This is a genomic window from Streptomyces sp. R-74717 (genome assembly GCF_047305335.1).
GTDB lineage: Bacteria > Actinomycetota > Actinomycetes > Streptomycetales > Streptomycetaceae > Streptomyces > Streptomyces atratus.
This window is the reverse complement of record NZ_CP102361.1, coordinates 2,592,966-2,611,661: the sequence shown is the minus strand read 5'-3', so window position 1 is coordinate 2,611,661 and position 18,696 is coordinate 2,592,966. Positions and strand designations below refer to the sequence as shown.

At 73.3% G+C, this 18,696-nt stretch carries 5 protein-coding genes; all 5 read left to right on the top strand.

From position 1 onward, the window contains the following. The first annotated feature begins 2 nt into the window (after positions 1 to 2). The 5 genes from NRF20_RS11645 to NRF20_RS11625 all read left to right on the top strand — a co-directional run bounded on the left by NRF20_RS11645 (position 3) and on the right by NRF20_RS11625 (position 18,615). A complete protein-coding gene (locus NRF20_RS11645) occupies positions 3 to 851 on the top strand; it encodes an enoyl-CoA hydratase/isomerase family protein (protein WP_413752531.1) in 849 nt (282 codons plus the stop codon). Then, entirely contained in the window at positions 851 to 1,795 is a 945-nt protein-coding gene (locus NRF20_RS11640; RefSeq protein ID WP_398630548.1) for a TauD/TfdA family dioxygenase, read from the top strand. The genes NRF20_RS11645 and NRF20_RS11640 overlap by 1 nt, the downstream gene beginning before the upstream one ends. A 283-nt stretch (positions 1,796 to 2,078) precedes the next feature. Continuing rightward, positions 2,079 to 16,286, top strand: a complete 14,208-nt coding sequence (locus NRF20_RS11635; RefSeq protein ID WP_413752530.1) for an amino acid adenylation domain-containing protein — start codon at positions 2,079 to 2,081, stop codon at positions 16,284 to 16,286. Continuing rightward, positions 16,283 to 17,602: a cation:proton antiporter gene (locus NRF20_RS11630; protein WP_398630550.1), complete on the top strand. Its 1,320-nt coding sequence runs from the start codon at positions 16,283 to 16,285 to the stop codon at positions 17,600 to 17,602. The genes NRF20_RS11635 and NRF20_RS11630 overlap by 4 nt, the downstream gene beginning before the upstream one ends. Positions 17,603 to 17,616: 14 nt before the next feature. After that, complete coding sequence (locus NRF20_RS11625; protein WP_413752529.1) at positions 17,617 to 18,615, top strand: phytanoyl-CoA dioxygenase family protein; 999 nt, start codon at positions 17,617 to 17,619, stop codon at positions 18,613 to 18,615. Positions 18,616 to 18,696: the final 81 nt, after the last annotated feature.

Genomic DNA, 18,696 nt, shown 5'->3' with positions numbered 1-18,696 from the left:
GCATGACCGAGGAACAGGGCCCGCTCCTGGTGACCCGCCCCTCTCCGGAGATCGTCGTCGCCGCCCTGCACCGGCCGCACCGGATGAACGCCCTGACCGAGGGGATGTTCCGGGCGCTCGCGGACCTCTGCGCCGAGCTGCGCGCGGACGCCGGCGCGCGCGTGCTCGTCCTGACGGGGACGGGGACGGACTTCTGCTCCGGGTACGACCTCGACGAGGCGGGGCGGATCGCCGCCCTGCCCCCGGCGGAGCTGCTCGGCCTGCTCGAACGGCAGTCGGCCGCGGTGACCGGGCTGCGCGACATCCCGCAGCCGGTGCTCGCCGCCGTGGACGGCGTCGCGGTCGGCGCCGGGCTCTCCCTCGCGCTCGCCGCCGACCTGCGGGTCGTCACCGCCCGCGCCCGGCTGCGGGCCTCCTTCGTGAACATGGGCCTGTCCGGCGGGGACATGGGCGCCTCCTGGCTGCTGCCCAGGCTCACCGGGCTCGGCTTCGCCTCGGAGATGATGCTCACCGGCAGGTTCGTGGCCGCGGACGAGGCCCTGGACCAAGGCCTGGCGAACACGGTGACCGACCCGGACGACCTGCACACCACCGCCCTCGACCTGGCCCGGCGGATCGCCGCGCACAGCCCGGTCGCGGTGGCCCTGACCAAGCGCGTCCTCCAGGCCAACGCCGACGCCCCCTCGCTGGCCATCGCCCTCGAACGTGAGGCGCCGCTTCAGACCGTGGCCGCCCAGTCGCCCCGGATCCGGCAGGCCGTCGCGGACTTCCGCTCGTCGAGGGCCGCCGGGGACACCGAGAACGCACCGGACGCCGCCCCCCTGACACCTACGACACCTACGGAGAACTGATGGTCGACACCGCCCAGACCTGGCGGCCCCTGGAGGTGGATCCGGGCAGCGTCGGCGTACCGGCGAGCCCCGAGGGGCTGGCGGAGTTCCTGCGGGGGCAGGACGTGACGGAGTTGCTGACCCGGGAGAAGGCCGTGGTCTTCCGGGGGTTCGGGACCAGCGCGGAGTCGGCGTCGTACGACATGGCGGCCGATCTGCTGCTGCCGAACCGGCTGGCGTACGTGCACGGCAACTCGCCCCGGACCAAGGTCGGCAGGAACGTCTACACCTCGACCGAGTACCCGGCCGAGTTCGAGATCTCCATGCACAACGAGATGTCGTACAGCCACACCTGGCCCCGGCGCATCCTGTTCTGCTGCGCCTACCCGGCCGCGACGGGCGGGGCCACGCCCGTCGTCGACGGGGCGCTCTGGCTCGCGTCCCTGGACCCGGAGGTACGCGCGGCCTTCGCGTCCGGCGTGCGCTACACGCAGAACCTGCACGACGGGATGGGGTTCGGCAAGAGCTGGCAGGCGACCTTCGAGACCGAGGAGCGGGATGAGGTCGAGGCGTTCCTCGACGGCACGGGCGCCCAGTGGCGGTGGCTCGCCGACGGTTCGCTGCGGATCGGCCGGACCGCGCCCGCGACGGTCGAACACCCCGTCACGGGAACCGAGGTGTGGTTCAACCAGGCCGACCAGTGGCACCCCGCCGGGGTCGGCGAGGAAGCGGCCCTGCTGGCGGAGATGCTGGCCGAGGACGAACTGCCGCAGAGCGTCTGCTTTGCCGACGGCAGTTCCATCCCCGCCGAGTACATCACCCACGTCCAGGAGACCGGGCTGCGCCTGGCGGTCGACGTGGACTGGCGGCGGGGAGACCTGCTCCTGGTCGACAACGTGGCCGCGGCCCACGGCCGCCGGCCCTACACCGGCGAACGCCGGGTGCTGGTGGCCATGTCGGACTAGCCGCACGCCCGGCCACCGGCAGGCGGGGCCGATGAAAGGCCGCGCCGAATTCCTCGCGCGGCAGATATCCGTATAGCGGTCGTCCAGGTGTACAGGACACCCCCTGGATAGTGTCACGACAGTGAGTAATGGGTAGACGGGCGCCGGTCGGCGCGAGCTCGGTCCGAATGATCAGGGCACGTAATTCCGCACGGTCAATTCCCGCTCCACATCGTGCGCGTGTCCACGGCGGAGAGCCCCGTCCTCCTTGAGTTGCCCCCCATCAGGTGAATGTCGAGGAGCTATGGATCGATCGCGGTCTTTCGCCGATGCCGAGCAGGAACTCACGCCGGACGATGCGCGGGAACTCCCGCTGACCGGTGCGCAGGCGGGAGTCTGGTTCGCACAGCGGGTCGATCCGGACCTGGCGATCTTCCGGGCCTCCGAATACCTGGAGATCCACGGGGCGGTGGACCCCGAGCTCTTCGAGCGGGCCCTGCGCCAGGTGACCGACGAGACCGACACCCTGCACATCGCGTTCCTGGACACGGACGACGGACCACGGCAGCGGATCGGCGTGCGGCCCGACTGGCGGCTGAACGTCGTCGACGTCTGCGCCGAGGCCGATCCGCGGCGCGCCGCCGTGGAGTGGATGGAGCGGGACCTCGGCCGGCCGATGGAGCTCACCGAGGCACCGCTGTTCACCTACGCGCTCTTCCGGATCGCCGCGGACCGCTGGTACTGGTACCACGCGTACCACCACATCCTCCTCGACGGGGTGGGCGCCGGACTGCTCGTCCGCAGGGTCGCGCAGGTCTACACGGCGCTGGTGGAGGGCCGGGACCCGGGCCCCGCGCCCTTCGAGTCCGTACGCACCCTGCTCACCGAGGACCTCGACTACCGCCAGTCGCCCGAGTTCGCCGCCGACCGGGAGTTCTGGCTCGGGCAGTACGCCGACCGGCCCGATCCGGTGGCCCTGTCGCCCCGCCCGCTGCGGCCCACCGCGGACTTCATCCGGCGCAGCGCGCACCTGCCCGCCGAGGTCCACCGCGCCCTGACGGAGGCGGCCGAGCGGGCCGGTGTCTCCCGGTCCCGGATCATCGTCGCCGCCACCGCCGCGTTCCTGCACCGGATGACCGGGAACCCGGAGGTGATCCTCGGTCTCTCGGTGACCGGCCGGACCGGCGAACGGTCCTTCAAGGCGCCAGGCATGGCGGCGAACGTCCTGCCGCTGCGCGTCCCGGTCGACCCCGCCATGACCGTCCGGGCACTCCTGGACGGCGCGCGGTCCGCCGTGCGGGGGGTGATGAGCCACCAGCGCTACCGGGGCGAGGAACTCCGCGGCGACCTGGGGCTGCCCAGGGACCACCGCAGGTACTTCGGACCGCAGCTCAACATCGTGCCGTTCGACTACGACGTGCGCTTCGCCGGCAGCCGGGCGGACGCCCACAACATGTCGCAGCGCCTCATCGAGGACCTGGCGATATCGGTCTACGACCGGGTCGGCGACCGCGGCATCAGGGTGGACTTCGACGCCCACCCCGGGCTGTACGACGCCGGTGAACTCGCCGCCCACCAGGACCGCTACATCGACTTCCTCGGACGCATGGCACGCGCGTCGGCCGAGCCCGGCACCTTCGTGGGCCGCGTCGGCCTGCTCGGCGACGAGGAGTACGCGGCCGCGGCGCCGCCGGCCACCGCCCCCCACGAGCCGGGCCCCACGCTGCCCGCCCTCTTCGAGCAGCAGGTGCGCCGTACGCCCGCGGCCACCGCCGTCGAGTGCGAGGGCACCACCCTCGACTACGCCGAACTCAACAGCAGGGCCAACCGCCTCGCCCGGCTGCTGGCGGCCCGGGGAGTCGGGCACGAGGACCGGGTAGCGCTGCTCCTGCCCCGTTCGGAGCTGTTCGCCGTCGCCGCGCTCGGCGTGCTGAAGGCGGGTGCCGCGTACGTGCCCGTCGACCCCGGCTACCCCGCGCGGCGCATCGGCCACATCCTCGACGACGCCGCGCCCACCTGCGTCGTGGTGGCGGCCGGCACCGCCTCCCTGGTGGCCGGTGCGGACGCCCCCACCCTCGTGCTCGACGCGCCCGACACCACGGCCTCGCTCGGCGGGTACGCGGCCGACGACCTCACCGACGCGGAGCGCACGGCCCCGCTGACCGCCGCCTGCCCCGCGTACGTGATCTACACCTCGGGTTCCACCGGGCAGCCCAAGGGCGTCGTCGTCACCCACGCCGGCATCCCGAACCTGACGCGGGCCGTCGTCGCGCACCTCGGGGTGCGGCCGGGCAGCCGGGTGCTGCAGTTCGCGTCCATGGGCTTCGACGCCATGGTCCTCGAACTGTGCATGAGTCTGCTGACCGGGGCGACCCTGGTGTTCGCCCCGGGGGAGAGGCTGCTGCCCGGCCACCCGCTGGCCGATTTCACCCGGCAGGCCGGCATCACCCACGCCCTGCTGCCGCCGTCCTCGCTGGCCGTACTGGACCCGGAGGGCGACCTGCCGCCGGACATGGCCTTCTTCGTGGGCGGCGAGGCGTGCCCCGCCGAGGTGGCCGCCCGCTGGTCGGCCAAGCACCTCATGGTCAACGCCTACGGCCCCACGGAGATCACCGTGGCCGCCACCATGAGCGGGCCGCTCACCGGTGACGGGGAGCCGCCCATCGGCGGCGCCCTCGACGGGACCTGCCTTCACGTGCTCGACTCCGGGCTCGCCCCGGTGCCGCCCGGCGTGCCGGGAGAGCTGTATGTCGCGGGCACCGGAGTCGCCCGCGGGTACCTCGGCCGTCCGGCGCTCAGCGGCGAGCGCTTCGTCGCCAACCCCTTCGGGGCCCCCGGCGAGCGCATGTACCGCACCGGGGACCTGGTGCGCCAACGCCCCGACAGGACACTGGAGTTCGTCGGCCGCGCGGATGAACAGGTCAAGATCCGCGGCTACCGCATCGAGCCCGGTGAGGCCGAGAACGCCCTGCTGAGGCTGCCCGTCGTCGCCCAGGCCGCTGTCGTCGTACGCCCGGACGCGAACGGCGCCCCCGCGCTCGCCGCGTACCTCGTGCCGAACGACGGCGCCGCCGTCGACCCCGCCGCGGTACGGGACGGACTCGCCGAGCTGCTCCCGGCCTATCTGGTCCCCGCGACCTTCACGGTCCTCGACGCGATACCGGTCACCCCCAACGGAAAGACCGACCGCAAGGCGCTGCCGGACCCGGTCGCCGCGGAGGAGAGCTCCGGGACCGCACCGCGCACCGCGCGCGAGAGCGCCCTGTGCGTGCTCTTCGCCCAGGTGCTCAAGACCGAACGGGTCGGCATCGACGACAACTTCTTCGACCTGGGCGGACACTCCCTCCAAGTGGCCCGCCTGGTGCTGCTGATCCGCTCCGGGCTCGGCGTCGAGTGCGGCGTCGAGACGGTCTTCGACGCGCCGACCGTACGCGAGCTGGCCGCACGCCTCACGGGCGAGGCGGACACGGCCAACGCGCCCACCGGGCCGGTACCCGTACCGCGCGACGGCGACCCGGAACTCTCCTTCGCCCAGCGGAGGTTGTGGTTCCTCAGCCGCCTCGACGGGCCGAGCGCCGCCTACCACATCCCCCTCGTCCTCACCCTGGACGGCGCCCTGGACGGCGGCGCGCTGGAAGCCGCGCTCGGCGACCTCACCGATCGCCACGAGAGCCTGCGCACCCTCTACCGGGAGCGGGCCGGCGTGCCGGTCCAGCACATTGTCGCCGCGGGCCCCGCGTCCCGGCCGCGGCTGCCGCTCGCCGACTCCGACGACGACCGGCTGTACGACGAGCTCACCGCGGCCGTGGCCCGGCCCTTCGACCTCGCCGCCGAACCCCCACTGCGCGCCATGCTGTTCTCCCTCGCCCCCGACCGGCACGTGCTGCTCCTGTTGCTGCACCACATCGCGGCCGACGCCGAGTCGTTCGGTCCGCTGCTGCGCGACCTGACCGCCGCCTACACGGCGCGCCGGGACGGACACGCGCCGGACCTCGCCCCGCTGCCCGTGCAGTACGCCGACTACGCCGTCTGGCAGCGCCGCGCCCTCGGCGACGAGACGGACCCCGACAGCGTCGTCGCCAGGCAGGCCGACTTCTGGAAGCGGGCACTGGCCGGGCTGCCGGACCACATCGACCTGCCCTTCGACCGGCCGCACCCGGCCGGCGCGGGGGCCGTGCCCTCGGGACACCTGGTGCTCCGCCTGGACGCGGAGCCGCACCGCCGCATCGCCAAGCTCGCCCGGGCCACCGGCGCCAGCACGTTCATGGTGCTCCAGGCCGCGCTCGCGGTCACGCTGAGCAGGCACGGCGCGGGCGACGACATCGCGGTCGGCGCCCCGGTGGCCGGCCGTCCCGACGAGGCCCTGGCCGACCTGGTCGGCTTCTTCGCCAACACGGTGGTGCTGCGCACCGACACCTCCGGCGACCCCACCTTCCGTGAACTGCTCGCGCGGGCACGGGAGTTCTCGCTCGCCGCCTACGACCACCAGGACCTGCCGTTCGAGCGGCTCGTCGAGGCCCTCAATCCGGCGCGCTCGATGTCCCGGCACCCGCTCTTCCAGGTGATGCTGTCGATGGACAGCTCCCGGCGCGCGCTGCCGTCCGTCGCCGGACTGGAGCTCGGGCTGCTCGACCTGCCCGCGGGCAACGCCAAGTTCGACCTGTCGCTCAACGTTCGCGAGGCCCTCACCGCCGACGGCGCCGCGGACGGCCTGCTGATCGCCATGGAGTACCGGGCCGACGTCTTCGAACAGGCCACCGCCGAAGCCCTGTTGGCCAGGTACGGCCGGCTGCTGCGGGCCTTCGCCGCCGACCCGGACACCCGGATCGGCCGTGTCCCCCTCCTTGACGCGCAGGAGCAACGGCGTCTGCTGCGGGAGTGGAACGAGACCGCCGCGGCCGAGTCCCTCCAGGACGTGGTCGCCCGCGTCCGGTCGCTGGCCGCCGAACAGCCGTCCGCCGTCGCGGTCACCGACGAGGACGGAGACCTCACCTACCGCGAACTCGTCGACCACACCGACAACCTGGCCGCCCGCATCCAGGAGTCGGGTGCCGCCCCCGAGTCGCTCGTCGCGGTCCTCGCCGACCGCGGCCGCCTGCCCGTCGTCGGGTTCCTGGCCGCCCTCGCGGCCTCGGCCGCGTACCTCCCGCTGGACACCGACGCGCCGGCCGAACGCTCGGCCGAACTGCTGACCGACGCGGACGCGCCCCTGCTGCTGGCCGGCCCGGAGCACGGCGACCTCGCCGACGCCATCGCGGCGGCCGCCGGACGCCCGGTGACGGTCCTGCGGATCGGGGAGCCCGGCACCGCGCGCCCGGCACGACCGGCGGCCCCGGCCGCCGACCAACTGGCGTACACCATCTTCACCTCGGGCTCCACGGGCCGCCCCAAGGGCGCGATGGTGCACCACCGCGGCATGAACAACCACCTGCTGGCCAAGGCCGGGGACCTCGGGCTCACCGCGACGGACACCGTCGTGCAGAACGCCCCGCTGACCTTCGACATCTCCATTTGGCAGATGATCTCCCCGCTGCTCGTCGGCGGCCGGACGCTCGCCGTGGGCAGGGCGGTCGCGGCGGACCCGGACGAGCTCCTGCGGCGGGTGGTCCGCGAGCGGGCGACCGTTCTGGAAGTGGTGCCCTCGCTGCTGCGCGCCGCGCTGGAGGCCTGGGACGAGGACACCCCCGTACCCGCCCTGCCGGATCTGCGGTGGCTGGTCGTCACCGGCGAGGAGCTGCCCGGCGAGCTGTGCCGCCGCTGGTCCGCCCGCTTCCCGGCGATCCCGGTCGTCAATGCCTATGGCCCCACCGAGTGTTCGGACGACGTCACCCACGCCGTCATCACCCGGGACCAGGGGGCCGGGCGTACGACCGCGCCGATCGGCCGGGCGATCCGCAACACCCGCCTGTACGTGCTCAGCGACGAGCTCCAGCCCGTACCGGTCGGCGTGGTGGGCGACCTGTACGTCGCGGGCGTCGGCGTGGGCCGCGGCTATCTCGGCGACCCGGCCAAGACCGCGCACACCTTCGTGGCCGACCCGTACGGGACCGGGGGTGGCAGGCTCTACCGCACCGGAGACCGGGTGCGGTATCTGCCGGACGGGCAGCTGGAGTTCCTCGGCCGCCGGGACAACCAGGTCAAGATCCGGGGCCGGCGCATCGAGCTCGGCGAGGTCGAGGCGCGGCTGCGCGAACAGCCCGGGGTGAAGGACGCCGTCGCCACCATGACGACGGGCCCCGGCGGCCTCCCGCGGCTCGTCGCCCACGTGGTGGGGGACGCGGACCCCCGGGCGGTTCGCGAGGCGCTGGCCCGCGCGCTGCCCGACCACCTGGTGCCCTCGGCGGTGCACGCCCTGGACGCCATACCGCTCACCCCCAACGGGAAGACCGACCGCAAGGCGCTGGTGACACCCGAGGAGCCCGGCGGGCCGGCCACGGCGGGCCGGGCTCCGCGGACCGCGCAGGAAGAGCTGCTGTGCATGCTGTTCGCCGACGTCCTCGGCGTCGGCCGGGTCGGGGTGGACGACAACTTCTTCGAGCTGGGCGGACATTCGCTGCTCGCCACCCGCCTGGTGTCCCGGATCCGCTCGGTGCTCGGCCTGGAGGCGCGGGTCGCCGCGGTCTTCGAGGCGCCGACCCCGGCCGCCCTGGCGGCGCGCCTCACGGCCACCGGCAGGCCCCGCCCGGGCCTGGTGCGCCGCGACCGGCCCGAAGTGCTGCCGCTGTCGCACGTCCAGCGTGGGCTGTGGTTCATCAACCGGCTGGAGACCACGCAGGGCACCTACAACATCCCGTTCGTGGTGCGCCTGACCGGCGAGCTGGACACACGGGCGCTCGAAGCGGCGTTCGCCGCGGTGGTGGCCCGGCACGAGAGCCTGCGGACCGTCTTCCCGGAGGTCGACGGCGAACCCCGCCAGGTCGTCCTCGACCCCGCCGCGGCCGCTCCGGCCCTGACCGTGGTCGACACCGTGGGCCACGACCCGGCCGCGCCGATCGCCCGGGCCGCCGGGGAGGGCTTCGACCTCGTCACGCAACCGCCGCTGCGCACCACCCTGTTGAGGACCGGTGAGCGCGAGCACGTGCTGGTCGTCGTCGTGCACCACATCGCCGGCGACGGCTGGTCGTCGGCGCCGCTGGCCCGCGACCTGTCCGAGGCGTACGCCGCCGCCCTCGACGGCGAGACACCCGCCTGGGCGCCCCTCCCGGTCCAGTACGCCGACTACGCCCTGTGGCAGAACGAGCTGCTCGGTGACGATGCGGATCCGGACAGCCTCATCAGTCGCCAACTCGCGCACTGGAAAGCAAAGTTGGCAAACCTGCCGGAGGAGCTGCCGCTTCCCTTCGACCGGCCGCGGCCGGTCGGGACCGGACTGCCGGGCGGCCGCGTCCCCTTCCGGCTGACGGCCGGAACCCACCGCGCGCTGCTCCGGCTGGCCCGGGAGCGCGGCGCCACGCCGTTCATGGTGCTGCACACCGCGCTCACGGCGCTGCTGTCCCGGCTCGGCGCCGGCACCGACATCCCGGTGGGCACCTCCGTGCACGGCCGCGGCGAGGAGGCCCTCGACCCTCTCGTCGGCTACTTCATCAACTCCCTGGTGCTGCGCGTGGACAGCGCGGGCGACCCCACCTTCGAGGAGCTCCTGGAGCGGGTCCGGCAAGCCGACGTCGCCGCCTTCGCCCACCAGGACCTGCCCTTCGAGCGGCTGGTCGCGGCCCTCAATCCGCGGCGCGTGCTCAACCGGCACCCGCTCTTCCAGGTGAAACTGCTGCTGCAGAACCTGACCCGCGCCGACTTCACGCTGCCTGAACTGGCCGCCGAGGCGCTGGACCACGACCCCGACATGGCCAAGGCCGACCTCCAGTTCAGCCTCTCCGAGACCTTCGACGGGCACGGCGAACCCGCCGGCGTCGAAGGGGCGGTGGGCTACTCGGCCGACCTGTTCGACCGGTCCACGGTGGAGTCGTTCGCGTCCCGCCTGGTCCGCCTGCTGGAGGCCGCCCTCGCCGACCCCGGCAGCCGGCTCGGCGCCCTCGACGTCCTTGACCCGGCCGAGCGGCACGAACTCCTGGTGACCCGCAACAGCACCGCCCATCAGGTGCCGGACGCCACGCTGGCGCAGTTGTTCCAGGAGCGTGTGGCGCTCGCCCCGGACACCCCCGCCGTCGTCGACGGCCCGCTCCGCCTGACGTACGCCCAGCTCGACGCGCGCGCCAACCGGCTCGCCCGGCTGCTGGCCGAGCGGGGCGCGGGAACCGAGACGCTGATCGCCCTCGCGCTGCCGCGGTCGGCCGACGCGGTGGCCGCGATGCTGGCCGTGGGCAAGGCCGGCGCCGCGTATCTGCCGCTCGATGCGGACCAGCCGGGCACCCGGCTGGCCACGGTGCTCGCGGACGCCCGGCCCGCCCTCCTGGTGACCTCGACCGGGACACTGGCCGGCACCCCCGCGCTGGCCGAGGCGGACATCCCGCTGCTGCTCCTGGACACGGACGACACGGTCGCCGCGCTGTCCGGGCGGCCCGCCGACCCGCCGCGGGTGAACAGCCGGGCGCATGACGCCGCGTACGTCATCTACACCTCGGGCTCCACCGGCCGTCCCAAGGGCGTCGTGGTCGAACAGCGCTCCCTGGTCAACTACGCGCTGCACTGCGTGGCCCGGTACCCGGGCCTCGCCGGGCGGACCCTGCTGCACTCCCCGCTCTCCTTCGACCTCGGACTCACGGCCCTGTACGGCACGCTGCTCGCCGGCGGCTGCCTGTACGTCGCCGACCTCGACGAGCAGCTGGACGTGCCGGGCGGCCTCACCTTCGCCAAGGTCACCCCGTCGCACCTGCCGATCCTGGAGACGCTGCCGGAGGTTTTCGCGCCCACCGCCCAACTCGTCGTCGGCGGCGAGGCGTTGCGCGCCGACCAGCTGACCGCGTGGCGCGCCGCGCACCCCGAGGCGGACGTCGTCAACCACTACGGCCCGACCGAGACCACCGTGGGCTGCCTGGACCACCACATCCCGGCGGGGACACCTCTCGCTGACGGTTCTGTGGTGGTGGGTGGTCCTTTGTGGAATACGCGGGTGTATGTGTTGGATGGTGGTTTGGGTGTGGTGCCGTTTGGTGTGGTGGGTGAGTTGTATGTGGGTGGTGTGGGGGTGGGTCGGGGGTATGTGGGGCGGCCTGGTGTGACGGCTGGGCGGTTTGTGGCGGATCCGTTCGGGGGTGTGGGTGAGCGGTTGTATCGGACGGGGGATTTGGTGCGGTGGACGGTGTCGGGGTTGGAGTTCGTGGGGCGTGTGGATGGTCAGGTGAAGGTGCGGGGGTTTCGGGTGGAGTTGGGTGAGGTGGAGTCGGCGTTGCGGGGGGTTGTGGGTGTGTCGGGTGCGGTGGCGTCGGTGGTGGTGGGTCCGGATGGTGGGGGGCGGTTGGTTGGGTTTGTGACGGGTGGGGTGGATCCGGTGGTGGTGCGTGGTGTGGTGGCGGGGGTGTTGCCGGGGTATGCGGTGCCGTCGGTGGTGGTGGGGTTGGCTGAGTTGCCGTTGACGCCGAACGGGAAGGTGGATCGGGGGGCGTTGCCGGTGCCGGTGGTGTCGGGTGGGGTGGGGCGTGGTCCGCGGTCTGCGGGTGAGGAGATTTTGTGTGGTTTGTTTGCCGAGGTTCTGGGTGTGGGGGTGGTGGGGCCGGAGGACGACTTTTTTGCTTTGGGTGGGCATTCGTTGTTGGCGACGCGGTTGGTGTCGCGGGTGCGGGGTGTGTTCGGGGTTGAGGTGCCGGTGCGGGCGGTGTTCGAGGCGCCGTCGGTGGCGGGTTTGGTGGGGTGGGTCGAGTCGGGTGTGGTGAGTGGGCGTGCGGGGGTGGTGGTGCGGGAGCGTCCGGAGACGGTTCCGTTGTCGTACGCCCAACGACGCCTGTGGTTCATCAACCGACTCGAAGGCCCCAGCGCCACCTACAACGTTCCGCTCGTCCTGCGTCTCACCGGCGAGATCGACCGCCCCGCCCTCCGCGCGGCCCTGAAGGACCTCGTCACCCGTCACGAAAGCCTGCGCACCGTCTACCCCGAGCGCGACGGAGTGCCCTGCCAGCGCATCCTCGACCCGACGGAAGGCGCCCCCGAACTCGAGGAGTCACGGGTCGCCCCCGACGAACTGCGGGCAGCCGTCGAGGAGGCCGTCCTGCACGGCTTCGACCTGGCCACCCGGCCGCCGCTGCGCGCCGGGCTGCTCACCACCGGCACGGACACCGCCGCGCTCGTCCTGGTCATGCACCACATCACCGGCGACGGCTGGTCGCACACCCCCATGCTGCGTGACCTGTCCACCGCCTACGCGGCACGCCGGGCGGGCGAGGCCCCGCAGTGGCAGCCGCTGCCGGTCCAGTACGCCGACTACACGCTCTGGCAGCGCGAGATACTCGGCGACGACGGCGACCCGGACAGCGAACTGAACCTCCAACTCGCATACTGGAGCAAGGTGTTGGCGGGTCTCCCCGAGGAGCTGGAGTACCGCACCGACCGCCCGCGCCCCGAGATGGCCACCCATCGTGGCGACAGCGTGCCGCTCGAACTCGGCCCCGCGGAGCACGCCGCCATCGTCGAACTGGCCAGGGCGAACGGGGTCAGCGTCTTCATGGTGCTCCAGGCGGCCCTCGCCGCGCTGCTGACCCGCATGGGCGCCGGGACCGACATCCCGCTCGGCGCCCCGACCGCCGGCCGGACCGACAGCGCGCTCGACGACCTCGTCGGCTTCTTCGTCAACACCCTGGTGCTGCGCACCGACACCTCGGGCGACCCGACCTTCCGTGAACTCCTGGCGCGCGTACGGGAGTCGGACCTCGCCGCCTACGCCCACCAGGACGTTCCCTTCGACCGGCTGGTCGAGGAGATCAACCCGGCGCGCTCCCTCGCCCGGCACCCCCTCTTCCAGGTCATGCTGATCCTGCACAACACCGCGGAGCCCGACGTCGACCTGCCCGGGCTGCGGGCACGGGTCGAGGGGGCAGAGGCCCCGGTCGCCAGGTTCGACATGTCGTTCAGCCTGTGGGAACGGTACGGGGACGACGGCGGCGCGCAGGGCATCCAGGGCCAGATACGGTACGCCGTCGACCTGTTCGACCGGTCCACGACGGCCGCCCTCGCGGCCCGCTTCCAGCGGCTGCTCACCGCCGCCGCCCACGACCCCGAACTCACCGTCGACGCGCTCCCGGTGCTGGACGAGGAGGAAGGGCGCGAGCTGCTGGTGGCCCGCAACGACACCGCGCACGCCTTCCCCGACGGCTCCCTGCCCGAACTCTTCCGCGGCCAGGCGGCACGCACCCCGCGGGCCGTCGCCTTCGAAGACGGGGCGACCACGCTCACGTACCAGGAACTGGATGAGCGCTCCGACCGCCTCGCGGCCGCGCTCGCCGCCCACGGCGTGGGCACGGAGGACCGGGTGGCGCTGCTGCTCGGCAGCCGGGCTGAGCACGTCGTCGCGGTCCTCGCCGTGGCCAAGGCCGGCGGGGTGTACGTCCCGCTGGACCGGCGCAGCCCGCAGGGCAGGCTGCGGCACATCCTGGACGGCACCCGGGCCGTGGCCGTCGTCGCGGACCGCACGACCCTCGCGGACGTCCCGGACGGCCCGGCCGCGATCGTGCGGGCCGACGAACCGGCAGCGCCCGCGGCCCAGGAGTCCGGGCTCCGCGGGCCGGGACCCCGCACCCCCGTCCATCCCGACCAGCTCGCGTACGTCATCCACACCTCGGGCTCCACAGGTGTGCCCAAGGGCGTCGCCGTCTCCCACCGCAGCGTCGTCGACATGGTCCACTACCGCTGGTGGGGGCACGGCGCCGACGACCGCGTGCTGATGCATCTGCCCGTCTCCTTCGACGCCTCGACGTACGAGCTGTGGGGGCCGCTGCTGCGCGGCGCGCGGATCGTCGCCTTCGACGGCGAGGCCACGGACATCGAGGGCCTCGCCCGCACGATGACCCGACACCGGGTGACGGCGGGCCTCTTCGGCGAAGGGCTGTTCCGGCTCCTCGCGGAGAACCACCCGGAGTGCTTCGCGGGGCTGCGTGACATCTACGTGGGCGGCGACGCCGTCTCGGCGACCGCCGTGCGCAAGGTCCTCGCGCACGCCGGCGCGGCACGGCTGACCAACACGTACGGCCCCACCGAGTGCACCCAGTGCGCGGTCCACCACGCTCTGACGGCCGAGGACGTGGCGCGCAACTCCGTGCCCATCGGGCGGCCGCTCGACAATACGCGCGTCTACGTGCTCGACGACCGACTGCGGCCGGTGCCGCCCGGCGTCACCGGCGAGCTCCACATCGCCGGCACCGGCCTGGCCCGCGGCTATGCCGAGCAGCCGGGGCTCACCGCCGAACGCTTCGTCGCCGACCCGTTCGGCCCCGCCGGAAGCCGCATGTACCGCACAGGCGACCGCGTCTGGTGGCGCCGCGACGGCGTCCTGGAGTTCGCCGGGCGGACCGACACCCAGGTCAAGATCCGCGGATTCCGCATCGAGCCGGGCGAGGTCGAGTCCGCGGTCGCCGCCTGCCCCGGGGTCTCCCAGGCCGTGGTGGTCGCCCACGAGGCACGACCGGGGGACCGGCGGCTGGTCGCGTACGCCGTGGCCGAGCCGGACGCGTTCGACGAGGCCGCGCTCACCCGGCAGGTCGCCGCGGCGCTCCCCGACTACATGGTCCCTGCCGCCTTCGTCCGCCTGGACGCCCTTCCGCTCAGCCGCAACGGAAAGCTCGACAAGTCGGCCCTGCCCGCACCGGAGTTCACGGTCGGCGCCGGGCGGGCGCCGAGCGGCGCCCGTGAGCGCGTCCTGTGCGAACTCGTCGCGGAACTGCTCGGCCTCCCCGAGGTCGGCGTCGACGACAACTTCTTCGCCGTCGGCGGCGACAGCATCGTCTCGATCCAGCTGGTGGCGCGGGCCCGGCAGGCGGGGCTGCTCATCACGCCGCGCGACGTCTTCCAGTACCAGAGCGTGGCCGCCCTGGCGCCGGCCGCCAGGGACGTCGCCGCCGCGCGGACGCCGGCCGACGACGGCGTCGGCGCCGTCCCCGTCACGCCGATCATGGCGTGGCTGCGCGAACGTGGCGGCTCCTACGCCGGGTTCAACCAGTCGCTGCTGCTGCGCGTGCCGCCCGCCCCGGACCGTGCCGGGCTGGTCCGCGCGGTCCAGGCGGTCCTCGACCGGCACGACATGCTGCGCGCCGTCCTGTTCCGCTCGGACGACGGGCGGTGGACGCTGGAGACCCGGCCCGTCGGCGCGGTGCGCGCCGAGGAGTGCGTACGCCGGGTCGCGCTGCCGCCCGGCGGCGAGGAGGCCGACTGGGCGCGGACCATCGCCGACCACGGCGAGGCGGCACGGCGCGAACTCGCCCCGGACACCGGCGTCATGACGCGGGTCGTCTGGTTCGACGCGGGCCCGGACCGCGAGGGCCGGCTGCTGGTGATCGCCCACCACCTGGTCGTCGACGGAGTGTCGTGGCGTGTCCTCGCCCCGGACCTGATGTCGGTCTGGCACGACCGTACGGCCGGTTCCGCGGCCGAACTCGCGCCCGTCGGCACCTCCTTCCGGGGCTGGTCCCACCGGCTCGCCGAGCAGGCTCTCACCCCCCAGGTGCGGGACGAGCTGCCCTTCTGGCGGGCCGTGGGCGCCACTGCCGATCCGCTGCTCGGCCACCGGCCGCTGGATCCCGCCAGGGATACCGTCGGGACCACCCGCCGGGTCACCGCCGAACTGCCCGCCGAGGACACGGCGCCGCTGCTGACGACGGTGCCCGCGGTGCTGCGCGCCGCCGTGGACGAGGTCCTGCTGAGCGGCTTCGCGCTGGCGCTGGGACGCTGGCGGGCCGACGGTGGCTCCGCCGCGTACCCGCAGGGGCCTGCCCGGCACACCGCGGCCCTCGTCGACCTGGAGGGCCACGGCCGTGATGAGGCGGACGAGGAAGCGGACCTGAGCCGCACCGTCGGCTGGTTCACCACCCTGTACCCGGTCGCGGTCGACCCCGGTGTCGTCTGGCGCGAGGGCGACGCGGCGGCCGCGGGAGAGGGTCTGCGCGCCGTCAAGGAGCAGCTGCGCGCGGTGCCCCGCAAGGGCCTCGGCCACGGCCAACTGCGTCATCTCGACCCGGAGTCAGCCGGCGAGCTCGCCGGGACGGCGACGCCGCAGATCGGGTTCAACTACCTGGGCCGGGTGCGGGTGGACGCCGGTGCGGAGCGCTGGGGAGGCGCGCCCGAGGACGTCCGGATCGCCTCTGCCGACCCGGACATGCCGTGCGCCCACGCGCTGGAAATCAGCGCGATCACGCATGACACACCGTCAGGACCGCGCCTGCGGGCGACACTCACCTGGCCCGAAGGCCTCTTCGACGAGCGGCGGGTCCAGGCCCTGGCCGGCCTCTGGTTCGCCGCACTCGGATCGCTGGTCCAGCACGCGGCGGACCCGGCGGCAGGCGGACACACCCCCTCAGACCTGACCCTGGTGGACCTCACCCAGGACGAGATCGACGAGCTGGAGGCAGAGCTGTGAGCGGAGACCTGCTGACCCGCCTTCTGGTGGGCGCCGCCGTGATGATGGTGCTGTGCCGGGTCCTCGCGGCGCTCGCCGCCCGGGTCGGGCAGCCGCCCGTCGTCGCCGAGATGGTGGCCGGCATCGCCCTCGGACCCTCGCTGTTCGGGCTGGTGCTGCCGGACGCCCAGGCGTGGGTGTTCCCGGCCGACAGCACACCGGTGCTGTACGCGCTCGGCCAGCTGGGGATCGCCTTCTACATGTTCCTGGTCGGGCTGGAGTTCAGCGGCTCCCTCGTCCGGGGATCGGGCCTGGCCCGGCGCTTCGTGTCGGTGTCGTTCGCGGGCATGGCCGCTCCGTTCGTGCTCGGGATCGCCGCGACCTACGCGGTGTTCCGGGCCCAGCCCTCGGCCGTACCGGAGAAGGGCTTGATCGAAGGAATCCTGTACGCCGGTGTGGTCGCCTCCGTCACGGCCCTGCCCATGCTCGCGCGGATCATCGAGGAGGAGGGCCTGCTCGGGTCCCGCGCCGGGACGGTCGCGCTCGGCGCGGCCGCCGTGGACGACGTGGTCGCCTGGGTGGGGATCGGGCTGATGCTCGCGCTCACCGGGGCGGGCCACACCGACCCGCTGCTCACGGTGGCCGGCTTCGCCGTGTTCGTCGCGCTCCTGTTCACCGTGGTGCGGCGCGTACTGCGCACCTTCCTCGCGACCTCCCTGGGCCGGGGTGGGCAGGGATTCCTCCCGCTGGTGTGCGCGCTGCTCTTCGCGGCCTGCGCCGCCACCGAGTTCCTCGGCCTGCACGTGGTGATCGGCGCGTTCGTGCTGGGCCTGGCCTTCCCCAAGAGTGAGGCGCTGTCCCGCTGGGAGGCCTCCGTCCGGCCGTTCGCGGTGGGCGTGCTGCTGCCCTTCTACTTCGTCTACACGGGGCTGCGCACACAGATCCAGGCCCTCGACGCGGGCCCCCTGCTCCTGGGCGTGGGGGTGCTCCTCGCCGCGTCGGTGATCGGGAAGCTGGGCGCCTGCACGGTGGCGGCCCGGCTCCAGGACCCCGGCTGGCTGCCGGCGCTCCGGGTCGGCGTCCTGATGAACACGCGCGGCCTCGTCCAGCTCATCGCGCTCAACATCGGCCTGGAGGCCGGGCTGCTCACCCAGACGCTGTTCACCCAACTCGTGATCGTGGCCGTCCTGTCCACGATCCTGACGGCGCCCGGAATCGCCCTGACCGCCCGGCTCGAACGCCGTCGCCGCCCGGCGGACGCGCCGCCCACGGGAGAGCGGGCGGCCCCGATCTCCGCTCTCCCCGAAGACCGCACCGGTCGACCCGCTCGACCATGATGAAGGGACTGTACGTGTCAGCACCGACCTCGCCCGTCCTGGCGCCCCACGAGGCGCTCGCCCGCGACGGCTTCGTGGGCCCGTTCCCGCGCTTCGCCGACGAAGACACGATCGGCGAAATCGCCGAGTTCTACCAGGACATGCTCGACAACCCGCCCGTGCAGCCTCTCTACAAGAGGTACTCGGTACGCGACTGGCACCTGGTCAACGACAAGGTGCGCGAGCTGCTGACCGCACCGGAGCTCCTCGCCAACCTGCAGCTGGCCACCGGCGCCGAGTCGATGATCCTCTGGCGCACCAAGCTCTTCGAGAAGTACCCCGGAGACGGTGCGATCGACTGGCACCAGGAGTACGGCTACTTCGACGGCGAGGAGGTCGGCGGCCACCGCCCGGCCCTCTTCCCCTTCGGCTCGCCCGGCGAGTGGGACTGGACGCTCTGGCTCGCGCTCACCGACGTGTCCGAGGACGACGGCGTGATGGAGTACGTCAAGGGCTCGCAGCGCAGCGCCTACCCGAAGCGCATGGTCAAGCTCACCGAATCCGGCGCCTTCGTCGACCCGCGCAACCGGATCGAGACCAAGGAGGAGCTGCTGTCCCGCGCGGCCGACAACAGCCTCATCCTCGACATCGACACCCGCCGCGTGTACGAGGGCGTCGACCCGCGACAGCACTCGCTCGACGAGCTGTTCGACATCCTCACCGCGCACGTCGACCAGCTGCAGGCCGTCGTCACCGAGCCCTTCGAACTGAAGCCCGGCGACACCCAGACCATGCCGATGAAGGCCGGCGAGTACGTCATCTTCAGCGAGCGCTGCATGCACCGCTCCCGTGCCTCGCTGCCCGGCGCCAAGATGCGCCTGGCCGTCAACGCCCGCTACACCCTCGGCGACACCTGGGTGTACCCGCAGCGCGTCACGGGCGACACCTTCGACGGCTCGAACCTCGACATCAGCGGCCACCGCTGCGTCCGCCTCTTCGGCGACCGCTTCAACCCCGCCAACGCCTACCTCTGATCGCGGAACCCGCCGGGCCACGGACCCCCGACCCGCCGACACCGGGCGGGCGGGGGCCGGGCCCGTGCGCCTGACCACGAC